Genomic DNA, 22,131 nt, shown 5'->3' with positions numbered 1-22,131 from the left:
TTGGGTAACGACAGGAAAAAGGGGCCCCACCCGCCGGCCTGGAGGTGGCAGGGAGCAGGCCCGGCGAGTGGTTGAAAAACGGCTTCCGGACTACGCGGAACTGCCCAGCAAGCGGTTGCGGACGGCGTCGAGCATGGCGTCGGAGATCGGATCGCCCTCGGTTGCGCGCGCCAGCGTCAGCGCACCGACCAGCATGGCCATGCGGACCAACGCCTCTTCCTCCCGCACCTGCGGTTCATCGCTGGCCACGGTCGTGGCCATGTCATCGACCAGTACCTTGAAGCCCTCCAGGAAAGCCTGCCGCACCGGCTTGTCGGCAGGCTCGCGCGCCACGTCCCCCGCCAGCGCCGCGGCCGCGCAGCCAGCTCCGGGGTTGGCGCAGTGCGCAGGCGTCAGGTAAGGCTCGACCAGGTTGGCCAGCATGGCATGCCGGTCGCCGCCGGCGCGCGCCAGGCGGCGCTCCCAGCGTCCGGTGGATTCCTCAAAGGCGCGCTTGCAGGCCTGTGCGGCGAGCGCGTCCTTGGACGCAAAGTGACCATAAAAGCCGCCGTGGGTCAGGCCGGCACCGGCCATCAGCTCGGCGACGCTGACGCCGTTCAGTCCGCGCTCGCGGAACAGTCGCGACGACGCCTGTTCGATCGCTTCGCGGTTCTTGTCGGCCTGTTCGCGTGATGCGCGTGCCATGTGAAGAGCTCCTCGGATTTCTGCCTTGACCGCAGTTTAGATGACGACCATACTTTATTCAATAGATGTCAGTGATCATCTATAAGCGCAAGGCAATCCAGCCATCACCTTCAGGAGTCACCCGTCATGCAGAACCTCTTCGATTTGAGCGGCCGCGTTGCCGTCGTCACCGGATCCACCCGCGGCATGGGCCTCGCCATGGCGCGGGCGCTGGGCAGCGCCGGCGCCGCGGTAGTGGTGTCGGGACGCGACGGCGAAGCGGGGCGCACCGTCGCCGTCCAGCTGGAAGCGGAAGGCATCCGTGCCACCGGCATCGCCTGTGACATTGGCGACGTCGACAGCGTGCGCGCCTTCGCGGAGCAGGCGCTGGCCGCCTACGGCCGGGTCGATGCGCTCGTCCTCAATGCGGCCGCCGGCGCGACGCCGGGTTCCATGTTGGCGCAAGGCCCCGAGGTATTCGATGCGGCCATGGCCGGCAACGTGCGCGGCAACCTGATGCTGGTGAATGCGCTGGCGCCGCAAATGGCCGAGCGCCGCGACGGCTCGATTACCTTCATGTCGAGCATCGCGGCCAAGCGCGGCTCGGCGTTCCTTGGCCTGTACAGCGTGACCAAGGCGGCGATCGACCAGGCCATGCGCAGCCTTGCGCTCGAGCTTGGCCCGTCCGGTATCAACGTCAATGCGATCAACCCGGGCCCGGTGCGCACGGAGTTCTCGCGCGACGCCCTGTGGGGCGACCCCGAACGCGAAGCGCGGCTGGCTGCGGGCGTGCCGATGCGGCGCATCGGCGAGGCGGAGGACGTGGCGGGGCTGGCGGTGCTGCTGGCGGCGCCGGCCGGGCGCTATATCCATGGCCAGAGCATCGGGGTGGATGGAGGCTTGTCGGCGCAATGAAGCGAGACAACGATTTGGCCGCCGTGAAGCCGGAAGCCATGGCCACAGACTTCCAGCGTGCCCGCTGGTCCCGGATCGCCTGACGCAGGGCACCCGCCGGCCGGTCAATCAGTTCCATGCCCGGCGTTGCCATCGCGCAGGTTTACCCTGGTACGCATCAGCACAAGTGTTGGGACGTACCGTCCTAGTAGTCCCGCACTTGCCATCCCTAGTATGGATTCACCGTGCGGCACTGAACGAACTGCGGCACGTACCCGGGCTTGCCGCGACATGCTGACGGAACCGCGCGAGCGCGAAGTGGTGACCGTGTTCGAGATCGATTGCGAACGGGCCGACGGTTGCGCGCGCGCCGAGCTTCCGCTGGACGCCACAGCGCGATCCCTTCGGCGTGCTGCATCCGACCATCGACTATCCCGGCGTGCCGGTCGACCATGCCACCATCACGAAGAACTACGACGTGCTGCGCGATGTCGCCATACCGGTCCGGCCGCACTTCGGCGTCATTGCCGTGGCGCCGGCGCAAGACGGGCTGATCGATTCCATCCCGCCGTCGAGCTTCGCCGGGAACCTGGGCAACTGGCGTGTCACGCGAGGCGCCACCGTCTACCTCAGGGTTGCCGTGCCGGGCGCGTTGCTGTCGATTGGCGATCCCCATGCCTCCCAGGGTGACTCGGAGCTATGCGGAACCGCCATCGAATGCTCGCTCACCGGGGACTTTCAGCTGGTCCTGCACAAGAGCACCATGATCGAACGCGGTGCTCCGTCGGGACCGGGCCGCCTGCGTTGGGAACGTGCCGTAGTCGAACAGGACCAGGATGTCCTGCACGACCGCGCCGGCCTCGAGCAACGCCCGCCCGACCGATCCCCCGAGCGCGACTGCGTTGCGATGGCGCGTGTGGATTCCCTCGTTCATGGCTTGCCCGCCAGCTTGTCGGCCCGCGGCCGGATCAGCGTTTCGGGGCGCAACGCTTCGTCGAGCGCCTCGGCGGTCATCAGGCCCCGTGCCAGCACCACTTCGCGGATGGTGGTGCCCTTGGCATGGGCTTCAGCTGCGACCGAGGTCGCGTTCTTGTAGCCGATCACCGGATTGAGCGCCGTAACCAGTGCGATCGAGCGCTCGATGGTCTCGCGCAGGCGCTCAGGGTTCGCGGTAATGCCATCGACGCATTTCCGCGCCAGCGTCACGCAGCCATTGGTCAAGTGGCGGAAACTGCGCAACAGGCTCGCGGCGATCACCGGCTCGAAGGCATTGAGCTGCAACTGGCCGGCCTCGGCGGCGAAGGTGATGGTGGTGTCGTTGCCAAATACCTCGAAGGCGATCTGGTTCACGACTTCCGGGATGACCGGGTTGACCTTGCCCGGCATGATCGACGACCCCGCCTGCATCGGCGGCAGGTTGATCTCGCCGAAGCCGGCGCGCGGCCCGCTCGACAGCAGCCGCAAGTCGTTGCAGGTCTTGGACAGCTTCACGGCGATGCGCTTGAGCACGCCGGAGATCTGCACGAAGGCGCCGCAATCCTGCGTGGCTTCCACCAGGTTGGGTGCGAGGCACAGGTCGATGCCGGTGATCCGCCGCAATGCGGACAGGGCCCTCGGCGCGTAGTCGGGATGCGCAGTGATGCCGGTGCCGATCGCGGTCGCGCCGAGGTTGATTTCCCGGATCAGCAGGGCGGTTTCGCGCAGGCGCGCCATGTCCTCTTCGAGCATGACCGCATACGTGGAGAACTCCTGGCCGAGCGTCATCGGCACCGCATCCTGCAACTGAGTGCGGCCGAGCTTGAGCAGGCCGGAGAATTCACTCGACTTGCGGTCGAACGCGGCGCGAAGGACTTCCATCGCTTCGAGAAGGCGCTCGATGGCGAAGTACGTGGCAATGCGCAGCGCTGTGGGGTAGACGTCGTTGGTACTCTGCGCCATGTTCACGTGCTCGTTCGGGTGCAGGAACTGGTATTCGCCCCTGCGGTGGCCCATGTGCTCGAGCGCGCGGTTGCAGATGACCTCATTGGCATTCATGTTCGTCGACGTGCCGGCGCCGCCCTGGATCGTGTCGACGATGAACTGGTCGTGCAGCATGCCTTCGCGCACGTCATGGCAGGCGGCCAGGATGGCGTCGCGCAGGTTGGCCGGCAGCAGGCCGAGTTCGGCATTGGCCTCGGCGGCGGCCTGCTTGACGGAGGCCAGTGCAATGATCAGCTCCGGCCATGAGGAAATGGGGGTGCCGCTGATCTGGAAGTTCTCCCAGGCCCGCAGGGTGTGGACGCCGTAGTAGGCGTCGGCCGGCACCTGGCGTTCGCCAAGCAGATCGGTTTCGGTGCGATAGGTATTGGTCATGATGCGATCCGATAAATGTGGTCGTCCGCTAGGCGAGCGTCCGTGGCAGCGTCTCGCCCGCGAGGAACTGGCGAATGTGCAGGCCGTCCGGCAAGTCGACGTCACGCCATATTCGGAATGGGTGGTTGCGCCGGCGGGATACAGTTTTGCGGCGGCAAAGCCACCCGCGTCATAGCCGGCGCGGATGTCCGCCGGATCGGTGGTGTCGCAGAGGTGGCAGGTCATCAGCGGCGTGAATGCGGAGCCCGGCGGCAATGCGCCAAGGATACGTTCACGATAGGCCATGGCGGCTTCCGCCGTGGTGAGGTGGTGGCGATCAGGCACTGCTGGGCGCGATGAACCAGATCGTTCTCGACTATGATGGCCGGCGCCAGCTCTTCCAAGGCCGTCAATTGAGGCCGGGGTCAAAAGTGCTTCCAGGCCGCCTGTACTTCGCCGGCCAGTTCCGCCGCGCGACCACGGTAGCGCGGCGAGAAATGGAAAGGCGTCACCGCGCGGGCGCCGATGCCGCGCGCGATCCGGCCAGCCTGGGCAGCGGTCAGGTGGTTCTTGCGCAGGGCGTGCGCGCGATCGGCATCCAGGAACACGCTCTCGATGAAGAGCTGGTCGGCGCCTTGCATCAGGTTCGACAGCGCTTGCTCGTTGTCGCTGGTATCACGAAGATCGGTCGCGTAGCCGAAGCGCTGGCCGGGCTCGGCGTCGAGAATCAGGCGGCTTAATTTGCCAACCGTTTGCGTTGCCGCACGGTCGCCGCTTCTGTCGCGCCATTGCACGAGAATCGGCGTGTCCTGGGGGGCATCGGTCAGGACCGCATGCTTCAGCTCACGGAGCCAGGCGCCTTTGGTCATGCCCGATGCTTCCAGGCGCTCCTTGTTGATGCCGAGCCGCACCTTTTCCTCGACCAGGTAAGACAGGCATGGAATGCCATGGTCGACAAAGCAGGCGCGCACCCGGAACGTCGTCTCGTCGTGAACGATATCGTCGATCTGTTCAGTCGTTGCCCCGGTCACGCCGGCAAAGCGATCCCGGCTGGAAAACCGGGCGCTACGCATGCGGCCGTCCAATGCGAGTTCAAACGCCTCTACGACCAACTCCATGTCGTAGCGATGCACCACGTTCCAGATATACGCATGCAGCTTGTGTGCGACCTGCGCCACGAATCCCGGCCCGCCGTATAGCGCGATGCATGGCTTGCGCCCGAGCAGTACCCGCAGCAGATGGTCGAAGCCGGAAAAGTGATCCATATGCGTATGCGTGACAAACACGTGCGAGACGCGCATCAGGTCGCGCGGCATCAGCGCGGTGATGTCGCCCAGGTCGAATAGCAACGCGCGCCGTTCGTCCAGGAAATCCACGAACAGGGCAGGGTCGCCGAAAGCGTCATTGACGAGGCGGGCTTGCAGCAGGGGACGCATGGTCACTCGCGGTGCGGAAGGCAACCGGGCTTTCCGGCCATCTCTATCGAGAAGTATAGGGGGCGACAAAGCGCGGCGCGGCGCTCCTCCCGAAGCGACGCCTCGCTGCGTACCGCGCAATCCCGCCTCGGCCGTCCTCGATGAACCATTTTTTGCGTGCGAGGAGCGTGCTCCCGGCGAATCCGATCCCTCACCGCCAGTGATGGAAGGCATCACCAAAGATCGTTTTACATGAGAGGTCCGGCCGCCTAATTTAGGCGTACCCAACCTTATCTGCAACGCTACCTGCACGATCAAAAAAGGAGGAGACATGTCCCATAAAAGCGCCTATTCCATCATCGGCGAACACCCGCTATTCGAGGAACTGGTCCGGCGGCGAAGGCGGCTGGTGGTATTGCTATCGGCCGTCACGCTGGTCCCGTACTACCTCTTCATTCTCGTCGCGGCGCTGCGCCCCGATATACTCGCCGCACGGGTTTCCGCGCTAAGCAGCGTCAGCGTCGGCTGGCTGGTCGGCGTGCTGATCATCCTGGGCGCGTGGCTTCTGACCGGCCTTTACGTAAGCCGCGCCAATAATGAATTCGACGGCCTCACCAGCAAGCTGGTCGGGGAGGCCGCGAAATGAAGGCCACTTTCATTCGATGGCTCGCATCGTGCGCCATGCTGGGCGCCGCCAGCACCCACGCCGCCCCCGCGGCACTGCAGTCGGTGCAGGCCCAGCCGATCAACATGGTCGCCATCGTCATGTTCCTGCTGTTCGTGCTGGCGACACTGGGCATTACCTACTGGGCCGCGGCGCGCACCAGGTCACTGGATGACTTCTACACCTGCAACGGCGGCATTACCGGCTTCCAGAACGGCCTTGCACTGGCGGGTGACTACATGTCGGCGGCGGCGCTGCTCGGTGTCACCAGCATGATCTTCGCCAAGGGTTACGACGGCTTTATCTACGCGATCAGCTTCTTTGTCGCGTGGCCGCTGCTGCTGTTCCTGTTCGCGGAGAAGATCCGCAATCTGGGCAAGGTCACTATTGCCGATATTGCCTCCTACCGGCTTGACCAGGACCGGATTCGTACCTTCATGTCCTTCGGCTCGCTGACGATCGTCTGCTTCTACCTGGTCGTCCAGATGGTGGGAGCCGGGCAGCTGATCCAGCTGCTGTTCGGGCTCGAGTACAACTACGCGGTGATCGGCGTAGGCCTGTTGATGATGATCTATGTCACCTTCGGCGGCATGGTCGCGACCACCTGGGTACAGATCATCAAGGCGGTCTTGCTGCTGGCCGGGGGCACGCTGCTGGCGATCCTTGCCCTGTGGCGATTCGGCTTCTCGTTTGAAACACTGCTGACGCAGGCGGTGGCCAGCCACAAGGACGGCGTGAAGATCCTCGCGCCCGGCGCGCTCGTCTCCGACCCGCTGTCGATGCTGTCGCTGTCGGTGGGCCTGGTGTTCGGCACGGCGGGGCTGCCGCATATCCTGATGCGCTTCTTCACGGTGCCCGATGCGCAGCAAGCCCGCAAGTCAGTCTTTATCGCCACCGGGTTTATCGGATTCTTTTTCCTGATTGTGGCGGTGCTGGGGCTTTCGGCCATTGTCATCGTCGGTCAGGATGCCGCGTTCTTCGAGGGCGGCGTGTTGGGCGGCAACATGATCGGCGGCAGCAATATGGCGGTGATGCACCTGGCCAGGGCGCTCGGTGGCGACCTGTTCCTGGGCTTCCTGTCGGCAGTTGCCTTTGCCACCATCCTCGCGGTTGTTGCGGGCCTGACCATGGCCGGCACCTCGGCGATTTCCCACGACCTGTACGCCAGGGTGCTCAGGAAGAATACCGCGAGCCCGGCGGACGAGATGCGCGTGTCCCGCCTGGCGTCGGTGTCGATTGGCGTGGTCGCGGTTGCGCTCGGGATCCTGTTCAAGGAGCAGAACATCGCCTTCCTGGTAGCACTGACCTTTGGTGTGGCGGCTTCGGTCAATTTCCCGATCCTGGTGCTTTCCATCTACTGGAAGGGGCTGACTACGCGCGGCGCCCTGGCCGGCGGCATCGCCGGGCTGGTGTGTGCGGTCGGGCTGGTCGTTCTGTCGCCGGCGGTCTGGGTCAAGATCCTTGGATTCAAGGCAGCGATCTTTCCCTACGACTATCCCGCCATCGTCTCGATGAACGTGGCGCTGCTGTGCACCTGGCTGGTCTCGGTCACCGATCGCAGCGCACGCAGCCGCCGCGAGCGGGACGCCTACGGCGACCAGTTTGTCCGTGCGCAAACCGGCATCGGCGCGTCCGGCGCGGTGAACCACTGAGGCGGCGGATCGGTGGGACAGGCCTCGGATGAACCGCCGGGGCGTGCATTGAACTTGAAGTCATCCGGAGTTGAACAATGCAGATGAGAGACACAGGACTGGGCTTTTCGCCCATCACCATCGGCCTGCACTGGCTGATCGCGGCGGCAGTGGCGGTAATGGTCTGGCTCGGCCTGTCGGCCGGCCAGACGGACGCGGGCGCCGCGAAGGCAGAGCTGGTCGCGATGCACAGCACGCTGGGCACGGCGCTGTTCGCCGTGGCGGCTTACCGGCTGTGGGCGCGGCTCACTTCCTATCACCCACTGCCGGTGGGCACGCCGAATCCGATCGAGGTGATGATCAGCCGCTCGGTCGCGGTCGCGCTGGCGCTGGCGCCCGTGCTGCTGCCGCTTGACGGCTGGCTGGCCATGTCGGCGGCCGGCGACGTGGTGCGGCTGCCGGGCGGCATCGCGCTGCCTGCCATCGTGGCGCCCAATCCGGAGGTGGAGTACTTCGCCAGGCTTCTGCACAAGATCGGCGCGTACGCGTTCCTGGCGGGACTGGCGCTCCATATTTTCGGCGCCATGAAGAATCATTTTGTTCTGAAGAATGACACGCTGAAGCGCATGCTCGGCAAGCGAGTGGAGCTCTGATGATGCAACCGATCCAGCAAGACGATATGCACGCCGCGCCGACGTGGCCGGCGGCAGCCCTGTGTGGCATCCGCTATCCCGTGTTCCAGGCTGGCATGGCCGGCATATCAGGGCCCGCGCTGACCGCCGCCGTGTCCAATGCGGGTGGCCTGGGGCATCTTGGCGGGTTGCGGCTGCCGCCGCTGGCATTGCGCAAGTGGATCCGCGAGACCAGGGCGCTTACCGACAAGCCGTTTGGCGTGAACATCGTCCCGTCCTTCGGCGGCCCGGAAGTCTTCGAAGCCCAGTTCCGCGTGATCCTCGAAGAGAAGCCGCGGGTGGTCTCGCTTTTCTATGGCGACTTTGCCGAGATGATCCCGCGCGCGAAAGCGGCCGGTATCACGGTGATCGTGCAAGTGGGTTCGGTCGCGCTTGCCCGGCAGGCAATAGCCTGGGGCGCCGACATCCTGGTCGCACAGGGTGCCGAGGGCGGCGGCCACCTCAACCGCGGCACCATCGGCGTGTTGTCGCTGGTACCTGCCTTCGTCGAGATTGCCGAGGGCCGGCCGGTGCTGGCCGCCGGCGGCATCACGCATTGTGCGGATGTACGCGCCGTGCTGGAAGTGGGCGCCGCCGGGGTGTGGGTGGGCACCGCCTTTGTCGCCAGCGACGAGTCCCTGGCGCACGACCTCTACAAGCAGAAGATCGTGGAAGCGACCATCGATGACACCGAGTATCGCACCGGCTACTCGTTCGGATGGAAGTTCGGCACGCCGCATCGGGTGATCCCCAACCGGAAGAAGTGGAATCCGGTCAAGTACGTCGGCGGCGGCGCGCGGGTCATCGACAAGCCGGAGATGGCGGAAAAACTGTCGCTGTACGCGGGGCAGGGGGTAGGCAAGATCCATGGAATCGTTCCCGCCGCCGAGCGCGTCGCGGAACTGGTGGCGGGATTCTCGAACTGGCGTGCGGGCGATTGCCAGACCGCGGCGCCTCTCTTGCAGGCCGTCGCCTGAATGGCGCCACTCCTCAGGGCGTTGCTGGTCTGCACGCTCGGCATGCCGCTGGCCGCGGTGTGGGCATCGGAGGCGGCGGTGTTTCCGCTGGTGATCACTGCCTTGACTGCCGGCGTCCCGGCCCGGGGCGGGACCAGGCGCATCGCGGGCTTTGCCGCTTCCCACCTGGTCAGCGGTGCGGCTGCATTCATCGTCAGTGCGCTGATGACTTCGCTGTCGGCAGCGGGGAGCGGTCACCAGCCACTGCTATGGCTGCCAGGATGCATCGTGCTGCTGGGCATCCAGGCAACGATGCTGCGCCATCCTCCCGCGTTGGCCAGCGGCGGCGCGGTCCTGCTGGGCCTGCCGCTGCCGGCGGTCGTTGCCTGTACGGTGCTGACGGCTATCCTGCTGGCGCTGGAAAGCCGGCTGGCACGCGCCGGCTGACCCGGGCGGCCGATCAGCCGGACACTGCGTACTGCTCATGCACCATGCTGGCCATGGCCCGCAGCGCCGCCGTTTCGAACGTGTCCTTGCGCCGGATGAAGACAGTCGCCACCTTTGCGAACTCGTCGGGCAAGCTGTGGCATGAAATCTGGTCGCGCGATTCATGGTGTTCGACCACCGCCCTGGGCAGGATCGTCACGCCCATGCCCGCGGCGGTGCAAGACAGGATGCCGTCAAGCGTCCCGAGTTCCAGGATCTGCCCCGGAATCAGCCCCGCCTGGTATAGCCATTGCTCCAGCGTGGAGCGATAGAAGCACCCCGAGCGGAATACGAGTACGGTCTGCTGGGTGATCTCGCCGGCCAGTTCGGCAAGCGAGGCGTACCGGCTGCTGCTGACCAGCACCAGTTCCTCGTTGAAGACCGCTTCCTCGTGGAGCGAGGGGTTCTGGTGAAAGCCTCCGACAAAGGCGCCGTCCAGCCGGTGCGTGGCGACGGCCTTGATCAGCTCCGCCGTGGTGCCGGTGGTCAGCGATAGCTGCACCTTGGGATAGCGTTCGCGATACCGCGCCAGCACCCTTGGCAACCGCACCGCGGCTGTGGTCTCCATGGAGCCCAGCCGCAACGGACCGGCGGGCACGGTGCTGTCCAGCAGCGCGCTGCGGCTTTCCTCGGTGAGCTGAAGGATCCGCCGCGCATAGCCAAGAAAGACTTCCCCGGCCGAGGTCAGCGTGATGCCGGTCTTGCGCCGGATAAACAGAGTCTGCTGCAGCTCGGCCTCAAGCTCCTTGACGCGCATGGTGATGTTCGACTGCACGCAGTGCACCTTTTCCGCGGCTGCGGTGAAGCTGCCATACTCCGCGGCCGCGCAGAACATCTTCAGCTGGCGCAGTTCCATGTCGCCGGGCCTCCATCCATGATTGGTAGTGATGCATGGAATGCCTATAAAGCATTGGCCATGCTGTCTGCTGTGAATCTATAGTCCGACCAGATGCATGACGGAGTCACCAATGCCTGAATCGACGCACAACGTACCTATTGACGCGATCTTTGCCGGCGGCATCGGCATACTCGGCGAAGAGGGCCATCGCAGTGGCATCTTCAAGCGGCGCATCGAAGGCGAGGTCCGGGTCGTCGCGGAAGGCATCGTTGGCGACCAGCATGCGGATACGCGCGTGCATGGCGGTCCGGAGAAGGCTGTCCACCATTTCGCCACCGAAAACTATGCAACGCTGGCGACTGGCTTTCCCCATGTCGCCGATGCGCTGGTTCCCGGCAGCTTCGGCGAGAACATTGCCACGGTCGGTCTCGATGAGCGCAGCGTGCATATCGGCGATATCTATCGGGCCGGCAGCGTCGTGCTGCAGGTTTCGCAGCCGCGTAGTCCTTGCTGGAAGATCAATCATCGTTTCTCGGTGGAAGGGCTGTCGTTGCTGGTCGCCAGGGAACGCATCACCGGGTGGTATTACCGCGTGCTCCAGCCGGGAACGATCCGGCCGGGAGATATCCTGGAGCGCCTCGAACGCGCGAACGACCGGTTTTCGATCAGCGAGTTCTGGCAGGTCGTGTCGGCACACGTGCCGGAAGTCGATGACATGCAGGCGCTCAGTGCGGTAGAGGGACTGGCTGATGACTGGAAACGGCGACTGACCGAGCGCGCGCGGTGGATTCGGGAGCGCCGCGTTGCTGCGCAGGCCGGCACGCTGCATCGCTGAGACAGCGGCCGGCACGGCAAAGCTAGGCAGTCACGCGTTGCATGGCGGCCAGGCGCTCGACCGCGTCCTGCAATTCTGACTGCAGTCGTTCGACGAGCTCAGCCGCGGGCAGCGATCGGGCCAGCGGTACTGCCTGTCCCGCCCACTGCGCTGCATAGTCCGCGCTTCCCTTGGCCTTGGCAGCGGCGTGCAGCGCCTTGCCGGCGTCATACGTGATCGGGTAGTCGGGAATGGCCGGGGCGTCCGGATGCTCGCCGATTTCCGAGAGGCGGTTCATGAAGCCTCGGGCGGCGCGGCCGGAGATGGCGTGAGTGAGCGTGGTGGGGCGCTTGATGTCCGCCGCGAGTGCGCTGCGATAAGTGGCATCCACCGAGGTCTCGGGGCAGGCGATAAAGGCGGTGCCGAGTTGCGCCGCTTGCGCACCCAGCGCCAGTACTGCGGCAATCCCCGCGCCGTCCATGATGCCACCCGCTGCAATCACCGGCAGGCGCGCGTTCTGCACCAGGACGCGCACCAGTGCCAGCGTGCCGAGCCCCTCGTCGTAGGCGGCCGGATCAAACACGCCGCGATGGCCGCCCGCTTCGATGCCTTGCGCGACGATGGCATCGATGCCCGCGGCTTCGATCTGGCGGGCCTCCTGCAACGACGTCGCGCTGGCCAGCAGCACGATGCCTGCGGCGTGCAGCGCATCGATCTTGTGCTGGGGAGGAAGGCCGAAATGGAAGCTCACGACGGCGGGCTTTTCTTCCAGCAGCATCCGGAACATGTCGTCGTCTTCGACGAAGCTCTTGTAGATCTCGCGCAGGCTGTCTGGAACGGTGCCGCCATGCTCCGCGAAATGCGGGGCGAGATAGTCGAGCCAGGCCTGTTCGCGTGCGGGATCGGACTGGGCCGGCGCATGGCAGAACAGGTTGACGTTGAACGGCTTGCCGGTCAGCGCACGCGTTTCGCGGATCGCCTTGCGTGCGCCTTCGGCGTCCATGGCGCCGACGCCGAGCGAACCGAGGCCGCCGGCTTCGGACACGGCAGCCGCCAGCGCGGGCGTACCGACGCCGGCCATCGGCGCCTGGATGATGGGCGTGGAAATCCGGAGCCGCGCAAGCAGGTCGCGGCGGTTGTCCAGGGGCTTGGATGATTCCATGATGCTGTTCCCTTTGTTGATGACAGGCGCCTGAGCGCGCCGGTCGGAGAGCGGTTGCGACTGGCAGCGGTGCGGGCGCCGGCGCCGGTCAGTCACGGCGCAGTTCCCGCAGGAAGGCTTCGTATGCCGACGTGCTGAAGCCGGATCGCCTGACCAGGAAGGTATGGACCGGCCTGATCGGTACCGTGTGGAACTCCGCCGCATCCGGATGCATGGCCAGCAGGGCGCGCGGCACGATGCCGACGGCGGATCCCGCGGAGACATAGGCAAAGATCGCATGATAGGAAGGCATTTCCACCACGGCGAGCCGACGGCGCATCTCCTCGCCGCCTGACTCAAGCCAGGCTTCGGCACACTGCCGATAGGTGCAGCCCCGGCTGAAGGCCGCGAGATGGCGCAGCGTGACGTCCCCCGGCTGGCGTACCTTCGGGTGCGTGGCGGGCAGCACCAGCACAAGCTCTTCGGTCCGCAGGAAGACGCCGTCAAGACCATCACCCAGCGCGGCGACATCGAGGCTGCGCGGTGCGCCCGTGCCCGGATGAGCCACCACCGCGCAATCCAGACGGTGCCCCAGCACGGCGTCGACCAGGAATTGCGTGGTGCCCGTGGTGACGGTCAGTTCGACATCCGGCCAGGCCGCGTGATAGCGCCCCAGCGGCTTTGGCAGCAGCGTTGCCGCCGAGCTTTCCATCGAGCCCAGGCGCAGCCTGCCGCTTGGCGCAGTGGTGCGCATGGACTGGCGCGCCTCCTCGGCCAGCGTGAGCAACTGCTCGGCATAGCCCAGCAGGCGCTGGCCTTCGGGCGTCAGGATCATCTTCTTGCTGTCACGCTGGAACAGCGCGACGCCCAGGCTTTCCTCCAGCTGCTTGATGCGCGTGGTGACGTTGGATTGCACCCGCTCCAGCGTCTTTGCCGCCCGCGTGATGCTTTGTTCACGTGCGACGGCCTGGAAGATTTCAAGTTCAGCAAGTTCCACACTGGCTACGGCATCTTGCGATGACGTTCTCAAAAAAAGAATTAAATTTGATTTAGTATTGTGTATTGAGAATGGTATGTCAAGGCGGCGCCCCGATGGGCGCACGCGTTTCGAGGCAAGGATCGCATTGCGCTCGAAAGCCTTGGATTTGCCAGTGCCGGGCTTGCGCAAACGAAGCGAGCGCGCCCGGTCGGTAAATGTGCATACATATGAAACCCTCTTCAGCGCGCTGAAGGATTTTCCCGTATCGTGTCGATCTGATGCCGCCGCTGGCGGCAACCGGTAACCGGCAACGACAGTGTCCACCTCAGCGCCCCTTCCTTCCGCGTCTGCCGCTGCCGCAGACAACGCCATGACCTCGCGCGAACGGCGCGGCATGGCCGCCATCATGATCGCGGTCGCTCTGGCGACCCTCGATACCGCGATCGCCAACACGGCACTGCCCTCGATCGCCGCCGACCTGCGCGCCACGCCGGCGGCTTCGGTATGGGTGATCAATGCGTACCAGCTGGCCATGGTCGCCACGCTGCTGCCGTTCGCGGCGCTGGGTGGCATCCTGGGGCACCGCCGCATCTATCTTGGCGGTGTCGCGGTGTTCACCGTCGCGTCGGTCGTGTGCGCGCTGGCGTGGTCGTTGCCGACACTGGCGGCGGCACGCGCGCTACAAGGCATCGGTGCGGCCGCGATCATGAGCGTCAACACGGCGCTGATCAGCTCCATCTTTCCCATGCACAGGCTGGGGCGCGGGCTGGGATTGAATGCGCTGGTGGTGGGCGTGTCGTTCGCGGTCGGGCCGACCGTGGCGTCGGTGATCCTGTCGTTCGGCACATGGCCGTGGCTGTTTGCCGTCAACCTGCCGATCGGGCTGCTGGCGCTGGGGATCGCGCGCGGCGCGCTGCCGCAGACGCCGCGCGGCACGCAGACGTTTGACCGGGTCGCGGCGCTGCTCAACGTGGTGGCCTTCGCCGCGCTGATCTTCGCGCTGGGCGAAGGCGCGCAGCGCGCGCCGCTGCATGAGTCGCTCGCGGCTGCCGGCGTGTTCGTGGTGGCGTTCGGCCTGCTGGTCTGGCGCGAACGCGGGCGGGCCGCGCCGATGCTGCCGCTGGACCTGTTCCGTCGTCCGATGTTCGCGCTGTCGACGCTGACGGCGGTGTGCTCGTTCGCGGCACAGGGGCTGGCGTTCGTGTCGCTGCCGTTCTACTTCCAGCATGTGCTGGGGCGCGGCCAGGTCGAGACCGGTTTCCTGCTGACGCCGTGGTCGGTGGTGGTGGCGCTGGTCGCGCCGCTGGCCGGCCGGCTTTCCGACCGCTATCCGCCGGGCTTGCTGGGTGGGGTGGGGCTGGCGGTGCTGAGTGCGGGCATGGTATCGCTGGCGCTGCTGCCCGCCAATCCCAGTACGCTCGATATCGGTATCCGCATGTGCATTTGCGGTGCCGGTTTCGGCTTCTTCCAGTCGCCAAACCTGAAAGCCTTGATGGCCAGCGCGCCGCGTGAGCGCAGCGGCGGCGCCAGCGGGGTGATTGCCACCGCGCGCCTGCTAGGCCAGGCCACCGGCGCCGCGCTGGTGGCGCTGTGCTTCGGCATCGGCGGAGCGCACGGCCCAGGGCTGGCCCTGGCGCTGGGGGCAGGATTTGCTGCCGTGGCCGCGGTTGCGAGCTGGCTGCGATTGGTCGCACCAGACCCGCTGGCGCCGGCCTGACCCTTGCCCGGGCATGGTCTTGTGTTTTGTATCGATCGATCTATAATCCGTTTCATAGCGAACGATACAAAATCGAGCGACCATGGCCAGACCCCGCAAATTCGACGAACAGGCCGCGCTGACGGCCGCGCTTGACGCCTTCTGGGCGCGTGGCTACGAAGCTACCTCCACGCGCGACCTGACCAGTGCCATGGGCATGACCCAGCCCAGCCTGTACAACGCCTTCGGCGACAAGCGCTCGCTGTTCCTGCTGGCGCTGGAGGGTTATCTCGAAGCCAGCATGCGCGAGCGGATCGGCCGTCTGGGCACTATGCTGCCACCCGGCGCGGCCATTTCGGCGTACCTGTCGGAGAGCCTGGAGCGCTCGCTGGCGGATCCGCTGCATCGCGGCTGCCTGCTGGTCAATACCGCGTTGGAAGTCACGCCTGACGCTTCCGACGTGCAGCAGAAGGTCGCGGACGCGTTCGCGGAAATCCGTGCGTTCTTCCGGGACCGGTTTGCCGCCGCGCAGCAGGATGGCACGGCCAGCACTAGCGTGTCGGCCGACGACGCTTCGGCACAGTTGCTGGCGACGCTGCTCGGCATGCGCGTGCTGGCTCGCGCCGCCCCACAGCGCGCCTTGCTCGAGGCGGCTGTGCGGCCGACTTTGGCACTACTTGGCTTGCCACCGTTGAGCATGGCCGCCGTGCCCGGCACCGGCTGATTCCCGCCATAACTGCCTGATCTTCCCCTTTGCAATTCCGGACACGCCGCCTTGGCAGCGTGCCGGGAGCCTGCATGCTTTTTTTCGGCGCCATGCCTGGCGCCGATGGCCCCCTTTTGCCCTGCGCAAGGGTGGGGCCAAACCGGAGAGTCCCATGTCCAGACCTGCCGGCCTCTGCGCCGCCGCCACCGCCCCCGATCCTTTGGCATGGCGCGAGATCTACGCCGCGCTGTGCGGCCTGTGCGCCAGCCTTGTCGCCATCGGCCTGGCGCGCTTTGCCTACACCGCGCTGATCCCGCCGCTGATCCAGTCGCACTGGTTCCCGGCCTCGCAAACCGTTGCGCTGGGCGCGGCCAATTTCGCCGGCTACCTGGCCGGCGCCTTGCTGGGTCGGCCGATGGTATCGGTCTGGCCCAGCCGCACGGTGCTGCGCGCGTTGATGCTTGCCGCCACGCTGGCATTCCTTGCCTGCGCGTGGCCCCTGTCGGTGGCGTGGTTCTTCGGCTGGCGCTTTGTCTCCGGGCTGGCCGGGGGCGGCATCATGGTGCTGGTGGCGACCTCGATCCTGCCGCACATCCCGGCGCCGCGCCGCGGGCTGGCGATGGGCACGATCTTCGTCGGGCTCGGGCTGGGTATCGCCGCTTCGGGCACGCTCGTGCCGCGCTTGCTGCAGTTCGGCCTGCGCGAAACCTGGCTCGGGTTGGGCGCAGTGGCGCTGGCGCTGACTGCGTTCAGCTGGTTCGGCTGGCCCGGCCCGTTGCCGCAATCCGGTACGGGTGCGGCGGCAAAAGCACCGCCGGCAGGGGCGCGGCGCCGGCTGCAATGGCTGTATGCGCAATACGCAATCAATGCCTTCGGCCTGGTGCCGGCCATGATGCTGCTGGTCGATCTGGTCGCACGTGGCCTGGGGCGCGGCAGCGAGGTCGGCGCATCGTACTGGGTGCTCTATGGCCTGGGCGCGATCGCCGGACCGCTGGTGTGCGGCTTTGCCGGCGAACGCATCGGCTTCGGCGTTGCCTATCGCGTTTCGCTGCTGCTGCAGGGACTTGCCACGGCGATGCTGGCATTGTGCGGCGCTCCGCTTGCGCTGGGCGTGGCGGCGGTGGTCCTCGGCGCCTTCACGCCCGGCATTGCGCCGCTGGGGCTGGGCGCGATCCAGGAGGCGCTGCCGCACGACGCGGCCGCGCAGCGCGCCGCGTGGAGCCATGCCACCAGTGCTTTCGCGCTGTTCCAGGCGCTGGCCGGCTACGGCTATGCGTGGATGTTTGCGCATTCGCATGAGAACTACGCGCTGATCTTCGGCTGCGGCGCGGTGGCGCTGGCACTGGCGCTCGCGTTGAGCCTGGCCGGCGAGCGCCGCGCGGCACCGTGAACGCCGCCGGCAGCAATCCCGGCATCGGCCTAGAATCCAGATTTCCCCGGCCCCGCTGCGGGCCGGCATGACCTGCAAGGAGCAGCAACGCATGAGCCATCTGTTCGAACCGCTGGAGATCGGCAACCTCCGGCTCGCCAACCGCATCATGATCGCGCCGATGTGCCAGTACTCGGCGCAGGACGGCAACGCCGGCGACTGGCACATGATCCATCTCGGCACGCTGGCGCTGTCCGGCGCGGGCATGGTGATCGTGGAAGCGACGGCAGTCTCGCCGGAAGGTCGCATCACGCCGCAGGACCTGGGCCTGTACTCGGACGACAACGAGGCGGCGCTGGGGCGCGTGGTGCAGGCGATGCGCGCGCATTCGCCTATCGGCATCGCGATCCAGCTGGGCCATGCCGGACGCAAGGCCTCGAGCCACGCGCCGTGGGACGGCGGGCAGCAGATCGCACCGGATGCGCCCGGCGGGTGGCACGCCGTGGCACCGTCGGCGGTGCCGCATGGCGACGGCGAAGCGCCACCGGCCGCGCTCGACCGCGCCGGCATGGACAAGGTGCGCGACGACTTTGTCGCGGCGGCACGGCGCGCGGCGCGGCTCGGGCTGGACGGCATCGAGATCCACGCCGCGCACGGCTACCTGCTGCACCAGTTCCTGTCGCCGCTGGCCAACCATCGCGACGACGAGTACGGCGGCAGCCTGGAAAACCGCATGCGCTTCCCCATCGAAGTCTTCGACGCGGTGCGCGACGCGTTTCCCGCGGAGCGGCCGGTGTGGATGCGCATCTCGGCCACCGACTGGGTGCCGGGCGGATGGGATATCGAAGGGACGGTCGCCTTGTCCAGGGCAGTAAAGGCGCGCGGCTGCGCGGCCATCCACGTCACCACCGGCGGCGTCTCGCCGCAGCAGGCGATCAAGCTCGGCCCGGGCTACCAGGTGCCGTACGCACAGCGCGTCAAGGCCGAAGTCGGGCTGCCGACGATTGCGGTGGGCCTGATCACCGAGCCCGAGCAGGCCGAAGCGATCATCGCCAACCAGGAGGCGGATGCCGTCTCGCTGGCGCGCGCCATGCTGTACGACCCGCGCTGGCCATGGCATGCGGCGGCGCGGCTGGGCGCCAGCGTCCATGCGCCGAAGCAGTACTGGCGCTCGCAGCCGCGCGAGCTGAAAGACCTGTTTGCCGGCGCCGCATTCGGGCAGCGCTAGGCCCACGACATGTGCAGGAGGGTAGTGCCATGAAGCCTCGCATCACACTGGTCACGCTGGGCGTCGACGACCTGGAGCGCGCCGTGCGCTTCTATCGCGATGGACTGGGATTGTCGACACCGGGCATTGTCGGCCAGCAGTTCGAACACGGCGCGGTCGCGTTCTTCGACCTGCAGTCCGGGCTGAAGCTGGCGCTGTGGCCGCGCGCGAGCCTGGCGCACGATACCGGGCTGACGGTGACAGCGCGGGCGTCCACCGATTTTTCGCTGGCCCACAACGTCGGCGACAAGGCGGAGGTCGACGCCGTGATGGCGCAGGCGAGCGCGGCAGGCGCCAGCGTGGTCAAGCCGGCGCAGGACACCTTCTGGGGCGGTTATGCCGGCTATTTCCAGGATCCCGACGGACACCTGTGGGAGGTGGCCTGGAACCCGGAAATGCCGCCTGCCAGCTGATTTGCCGCTGCCCCCTTTGCGGCGCCGCACCAGCCGTGGTGCGGCGCCGCAAAGGGATTTCCATGATTGCCACGACCCCGCGAACTCCCGACTATCCTTGTAGACAGCCATAGCATGTCGGCGGAGCGCCCCCACGCATTGCCTTTGCATCACGCTTCGTCGGCAGACCACCGAAGTAAAGCAATAAGAACAATGGCAAGGGAGACATCCATGCAAGTCTATGACAGCCTGCTGTATGTGACTGCGATGGTGCTGGTGTGCTTGTATGTGTACCTGGGCGCGCTGTCGCGCAGCACTGCGATTCGCCTGGGTTCGCCGGCAATCGTGGCGGGACTGGTGCTCGCCTATTCGCTGTCCCCGCTGCATTCGGGCGGCTGACGCCCGCAGCGGTGCGCGGCCTTCCCTGATGCGGAAGGGCCGTTCTGCTCAGCCCCGGCCTGTGCCTGGCCGTGGCGTGTCTCGCCTTGCGTCTCCTGCGCTGGCGCGTCGCGCAGCAGCGTGTCGATCGCTGCGTGCAATTCCTGCGGAACCACCGGCTTGTGCAGCAGCAAGGTGCCCGCCGCGTGCGCGGTGCGCAGGCGGTCTGCCGCCGTATCTCCCGTGATGACGATCGCCGGCACATGGCGGCCCACCTGCTGCCGGATCGCGTCCAGCGCTTCCTGGCCGGTGCGGTGGCCGCGCAGGCGGTAGTCGGCAAGCACCAGTGCGGGTTGGAACGCCGCAAGCATGGCCAGTGCCTCATCCTCGGAATCGGCCGTGCGGCAGTCGCATTGCCATGCCCCCAGCAGCTCCGACATGGCGGTGCGGATCGCTTCGTCGTCGTCGATCACCAGCACGCGCAGCCCGTCCAGCCCGCGCGGCGCGAGGGGCCGCGGTACGTCTTCCGGTGTGCTCCAGGCCAGCGGCATGCTGAAGCGGAACACCGAGCCGCGCCCCGGCCGCGAGCCCAGTGTCACGCGCGTGCGGATCGTGCGCGCCAGCCCCTCGACGATGGCCAGCCCCAGCCCCAGCCCCTTGCGCTGGTCGCGCTCCGGATTGCCGAGCTGGTGGAACTCGCGGAAGATGTCGCGATGCTGCGCGGCAGGGATGCCGATGCCGGTGTCCCACACCTCGATCACGGCATGCAGCTTGCGCTGGCGGCAGGCCACCAGCACGCCACCCTGCCGGGTATAGCGGATCGCATTGGCGATCAGGTTGCGCAGCACCAGTTCGACCAGCGTGGGATCGCCGTAAAGCGTCGTGGTGGTATCGCGCGTGCGGTACACGAGTCCGCGCGCATCGGCCTGCGGCGCGAATTCGTTCTCCAGCTTGTGCAGCAGCGGCTGCAGCCGGAACGGCCGCGGCCGTGGCGTGATCACGCCGGCTTCGAGCTTGGAGAAATCCAGCAGCGAGTTCAGCATCTCGCGCGCGGCGCCGGACGATGCCTCGATATGCGCCAGCAACTGGCGCTGGCGCTCATCCAGCGCGGTGCGGCCCAGCGACACCAGGAACAGCCCCATCGCATGCAGCGGCTGGCGCAGGTCATGGCTGGCCGAGGCCAGGAACACCGACTTGGCGCGGCTCGCCTGCTCGGCTTCGTGCTGCGCCGCTTCGGCGCGCGTGGTCTGTTCGCGCAGCTGCGAGATCAGCTCGACGTTCTCGAAGCGCAGCGCGATCGAATGCCGCGCCACGCGCGAATAATTGCGCGCGAACATGATCAGCACGAACAGGTACAGCGGCGTGCCGAGGAACATCGGCAGGTATTCGATATCGCCGGTGGCCAGGAACGCGATCCAGACCGGCACGATCGACGGGACAAAGAAGCCGATCGCCACCGGCAGGCAGGCGGAGAACACCGCCAGCGCCGCCGCGCTCATGCCGGCGATCAGCGACAGCACGCAGATCACCACCGCCGGCATGCGCACGTCCAGGTACAGCCATGCCACCAGTCCCCACAGCGCGCCGATCAGCGCGAGCATCGCGGTCATGCCGCGCGCAAAGCGGTCCGCACCGGCTTCGGTCAGCCGCCCGGGCAGCGTCAGCCGTCCGAAGTACGCCACCGCGCAGGCTACCGCCATGGCGCAGGCCCAGGGCAGGGCGCCGGGGCGGTCGCCTGACAGCGTCAGGCCCGCGGCGAGGATAAAGGCCGCCAGCGTGCAGCCCAGCATGGCGATGCCGAAGCTCTGGTCGATCAGCGCCATCTGCGCGGCCAGCAGCCGCGGCTCGTCGAAGCGCGGCAGCAGCCGCAGGCCGTGCTGGCAATCTCCCCTTACGCGCGGCGCCCGGTCCGCGATCATCGGGCCGCCTGCACCAGCCCGCGGCGCTGCGCTTCGAGGATGGCTTCGACACGGCTGACCACGCCGAGGTGCTCGAGGATGGCTGCCACATGGACGCGCACGGTATTTTCCGACAGGCCCATATGGTAGGCAATGACCTTGTTGGAGCGGCCCAGCGTCAGCTGGTGCAGCACCTCCAGCTGGCGCGGCGTGAGCGCGCTGGCTGAATATGGCGCGGGCGCGGGCGCGGGCGCGGCGGCACGGCCGGCCGAACTGGCGTCATCGGGGAAATGCGTGCCGCCGGCGAGGCAGCAGGCGATCGCTTCCTCGATCTCGCGCGCATCGGCCGACTTGGGCAAGAAACCGGCGATCTCGCGCCGTACCTCGGCCGGAATGGTTTCGAGGCCGGAGGTGCCGGACACGATCAGGATGCGCGCCGCCGGGAAATGCCGCCGCAGTACCTTGACGCCTTCAAGGCCGTTCAGGCCGGGCATCTGGATATCGAGCAGCAGGATATCGACCGCGGCGCCGGCGTGGTCCTGTACCGCCTGCATGACAGAGCCGGCTTCGATGATCTGCCCGACGCTCGGGCTGTCGGCCAGGACCAGGCGCAGGCCGGTACGGAACAAGGTGTGGTCGTCGATCAGGAGCAGGCGGGCTTGTGGCATGGGAACAGGCACCGCGGACGACCGGTGCAGGACAGTCTGGATGCCGGCTCAGCGGGCACGGGTGACAGCCATTGGACAAGAATCTGCGACACTTGTCCATGCACCGGATGCGTGAACGCGACTAGTCCGGAAAGATTATTGGCGCGGCGCAGCGGCAGTGCGAAGATCCTCTCCGTGGACAGTTCCGCGACGTGTCCACAACCACTTTTCGTTACCCACTACCACCCGGCTGTGGGTATTTTTTTTGCTTCACCAACGACACGCAGGGTATCGC

Annotated in this window: 22 protein-coding genes and 1 pseudogene; 14 read left to right on the top strand and 9 right to left on the bottom strand. The window is 66.7% G+C overall.

The features are described from left to right. Window positions 1-90: 90 nt before the first annotated feature. On the bottom strand, window positions 91-684 hold the full coding sequence (locus K309_RS0135520; RefSeq protein WP_029050562.1) for a TetR/AcrR family transcriptional regulator: 594 nt from the start codon (window positions 682-684) through the stop codon (window positions 91-93). A gap of 126 nt (window positions 685-810) precedes the next feature. Here K309_RS0135520 and K309_RS0135515 point away from each other — a divergent pair, with 126 nt between their 5' ends. Together K309_RS0135515 and K309_RS41450 are read left to right on the top strand one after the other, a co-directional pair. Next, complete coding sequence (locus tag K309_RS0135515) at window positions 811-1,578, top strand: SDR family NAD(P)-dependent oxidoreductase (RefSeq protein WP_029050561.1); 768 nt, start codon at window positions 811-813, stop codon at window positions 1,576-1,578. 264 nt (window positions 1,579-1,842) lie between these two features. Next, window positions 1,843-2,314: pseudogene (locus tag K309_RS41450) on the top strand (acetamidase/formamidase family protein); the annotation flags it as partial. Here K309_RS41450 and K309_RS42775 read toward each other — a convergent pair. The 3 genes from K309_RS42775 to K309_RS0135500 form a co-directional block, all read right to left on the bottom strand. Further along, a complete protein-coding gene (locus K309_RS42775) occupies window positions 2,255-2,491 on the bottom strand; it encodes a hypothetical protein (protein WP_029050560.1) in 237 nt (78 codons plus the stop codon). The pseudogene K309_RS41450 and the gene K309_RS42775 overlap by 60 nt on opposite strands. Beyond that, window positions 2,488-3,909, bottom strand: a complete 1,422-nt coding sequence (gene aspA, locus K309_RS0135505) for an aspartate ammonia-lyase (RefSeq protein ID WP_029050559.1) — start codon at window positions 3,907-3,909, stop codon at window positions 2,488-2,490. Before aspA ends, K309_RS42775 begins: the two co-directional genes overlap by 4 nt. Before the next feature lie 404 nt (window positions 3,910-4,313). Further along, entirely contained in the window at window positions 4,314-5,324 is a 1,011-nt protein-coding gene (locus tag K309_RS0135500) for a ribonuclease Z (RefSeq protein ID WP_029050558.1), read from the bottom strand. A 310-nt stretch (window positions 5,325-5,634) separates the two neighbouring features. Here K309_RS0135500 and K309_RS0135495 point away from each other — a divergent pair, with 310 nt between their 5' ends. The 5 genes from K309_RS0135495 to K309_RS0135475 all read left to right on the top strand — a co-directional run bounded on the left by K309_RS0135495 (window position 5,635) and on the right by K309_RS0135475 (window position 9,672). Continuing rightward, on the top strand, window positions 5,635-5,949 hold the full coding sequence (locus K309_RS0135495; RefSeq protein ID WP_029050557.1) for a DUF485 domain-containing protein: 315 nt from the start codon (window positions 5,635-5,637) through the stop codon (window positions 5,947-5,949). Further along, the gene (actP, locus tag K309_RS0135490; RefSeq protein WP_029050556.1) at window positions 5,946-7,619 is read left to right on the top strand and encodes a cation/acetate symporter ActP; all 1,674 of its coding nucleotides are present in this window, start codon (window positions 5,946-5,948) and stop codon (window positions 7,617-7,619) included. The genes K309_RS0135495 and actP overlap by 4 nt, the downstream gene beginning before the upstream one ends. 77 nt (window positions 7,620-7,696) lie before the next feature. Then, complete coding sequence (locus tag K309_RS0135485; RefSeq protein ID WP_029050555.1) at window positions 7,697-8,251, top strand: cytochrome b; 555 nt, start codon at window positions 7,697-7,699, stop codon at window positions 8,249-8,251. Continuing rightward, on the top strand, window positions 8,251-9,246 hold the full coding sequence (locus K309_RS39045; protein WP_232232670.1) for an NAD(P)H-dependent flavin oxidoreductase: 996 nt from the start codon (window positions 8,251-8,253) through the stop codon (window positions 9,244-9,246). The genes K309_RS0135485 and K309_RS39045 overlap by 1 nt, the downstream gene beginning before the upstream one ends. Beyond that, a complete protein-coding gene (locus tag K309_RS0135475; RefSeq protein ID WP_029050554.1) occupies window positions 9,247-9,672 on the top strand; it encodes a hypothetical protein in 426 nt (141 codons plus the stop codon). A gap of 13 nt (window positions 9,673-9,685) precedes the next feature. Here the strand turns inward: K309_RS0135475 and K309_RS0135470 are convergent, their stop codons facing one another. Next, window positions 9,686-10,567, bottom strand: coding sequence for a LysR family transcriptional regulator (locus K309_RS0135470; RefSeq protein ID WP_029050553.1), 882 nt, complete (start codon window positions 10,565-10,567; stop codon window positions 9,686-9,688). A gap of 112 nt (window positions 10,568-10,679) precedes the next feature. Between K309_RS0135470 and K309_RS0135465 the strand changes: the two genes are divergently transcribed. Then, window positions 10,680-11,384, top strand: a complete 705-nt coding sequence (locus K309_RS0135465) for an MOSC domain-containing protein (protein ID WP_035878999.1) — start codon at window positions 10,680-10,682, stop codon at window positions 11,382-11,384. Window positions 11,385-11,406: 22 nt separating this feature from the next. On the opposite strand, the gene K309_RS0135460 is transcribed toward K309_RS0135465, so the two are convergent. Together K309_RS0135460 and K309_RS0135455 are read right to left on the bottom strand one after the other, a co-directional pair. After that, window positions 11,407-12,525, bottom strand: a complete 1,119-nt coding sequence (locus tag K309_RS0135460) for an NAD(P)H-dependent flavin oxidoreductase (protein WP_029050551.1) — start codon at window positions 12,523-12,525, stop codon at window positions 11,407-11,409. An 88-nt stretch (window positions 12,526-12,613) separates the two neighbouring features. Further along, window positions 12,614-13,501, bottom strand: a complete 888-nt coding sequence (locus K309_RS0135455) for a LysR substrate-binding domain-containing protein (RefSeq protein ID WP_029050550.1) — start codon at window positions 13,499-13,501, stop codon at window positions 12,614-12,616. Window positions 13,502-13,853: 352 nt separating this feature from the next. On the opposite strand from K309_RS0135455, the gene K309_RS0135450 reads away from it, so the two are divergent. The 6 genes from K309_RS0135450 to K309_RS42770 all read left to right on the top strand — a co-directional run bounded on the left by K309_RS0135450 (window position 13,854) and on the right by K309_RS42770 (window position 19,312). Then, on the top strand, window positions 13,854-15,200 hold the full coding sequence (locus K309_RS0135450; protein WP_029050549.1) for an MFS transporter: 1,347 nt from the start codon (window positions 13,854-13,856) through the stop codon (window positions 15,198-15,200). A gap of 82 nt (window positions 15,201-15,282) precedes the next feature. Beyond that, entirely contained in the window at window positions 15,283-15,903 is a 621-nt protein-coding gene (locus K309_RS0135445; RefSeq protein WP_029050548.1) for a TetR/AcrR family transcriptional regulator, read from the top strand. A 154-nt stretch (window positions 15,904-16,057) separates the two neighbouring features. Continuing rightward, on the top strand, window positions 16,058-17,275 hold the full coding sequence (locus tag K309_RS39040) for a YbfB/YjiJ family MFS transporter (protein ID WP_051320784.1): 1,218 nt from the start codon (window positions 16,058-16,060) through the stop codon (window positions 17,273-17,275). A gap of 91 nt (window positions 17,276-17,366) precedes the next feature. Beyond that, entirely contained in the window at window positions 17,367-18,482 is a 1,116-nt protein-coding gene (locus K309_RS0135435) for an NADH:flavin oxidoreductase/NADH oxidase (RefSeq protein ID WP_029050547.1), read from the top strand. A 29-nt stretch (window positions 18,483-18,511) separates the two neighbouring features. Continuing rightward, window positions 18,512-18,934 (top strand): VOC family protein, encoded by a 423-nt coding sequence (locus K309_RS0135430; RefSeq protein WP_029050546.1) that lies wholly within the window; start codon window positions 18,512-18,514, stop codon window positions 18,932-18,934. Between the two features lie 210 nt (window positions 18,935-19,144). Further along, window positions 19,145-19,312 carry a hypothetical protein gene (locus K309_RS42770; protein WP_198030922.1) on the top strand — a complete coding sequence of 56 codons (168 nt, stop codon included), beginning with the start codon at window positions 19,145-19,147 and terminating at the stop codon, window positions 19,310-19,312. On the opposite strand, the gene K309_RS39035 is transcribed toward K309_RS42770, so the two are convergent. Both K309_RS39035 and K309_RS0135415 read right to left on the bottom strand, forming a co-directional pair. After that, window positions 19,279-21,210 carry an ATP-binding response regulator gene (locus K309_RS39035; RefSeq protein WP_084402731.1) on the bottom strand — a complete coding sequence of 644 codons (1,932 nt, stop codon included), beginning with the start codon at window positions 21,208-21,210 and terminating at the stop codon, window positions 19,279-19,281. The genes K309_RS42770 and K309_RS39035 overlap by 34 nt on opposite strands. Then, window positions 21,207-21,857 carry a response regulator transcription factor gene (locus tag K309_RS0135415; RefSeq protein WP_029050545.1) on the bottom strand — a complete coding sequence of 217 codons (651 nt, stop codon included), beginning with the start codon at window positions 21,855-21,857 and terminating at the stop codon, window positions 21,207-21,209. The genes K309_RS39035 and K309_RS0135415 overlap by 4 nt, the downstream gene beginning before the upstream one ends. Window positions 21,858-22,131: the final 274 nt, after the last annotated feature.

The organism is Cupriavidus phytohabitans (assembly GCF_000426345.1).
Lineage (GTDB): Bacteria > Pseudomonadota > Gammaproteobacteria > Burkholderiales > Burkholderiaceae > Cupriavidus.
The sequence above is the reverse complement of the archived record's forward strand: the minus strand, read 5'-3'. Positions and strand labels throughout refer to the sequence as shown.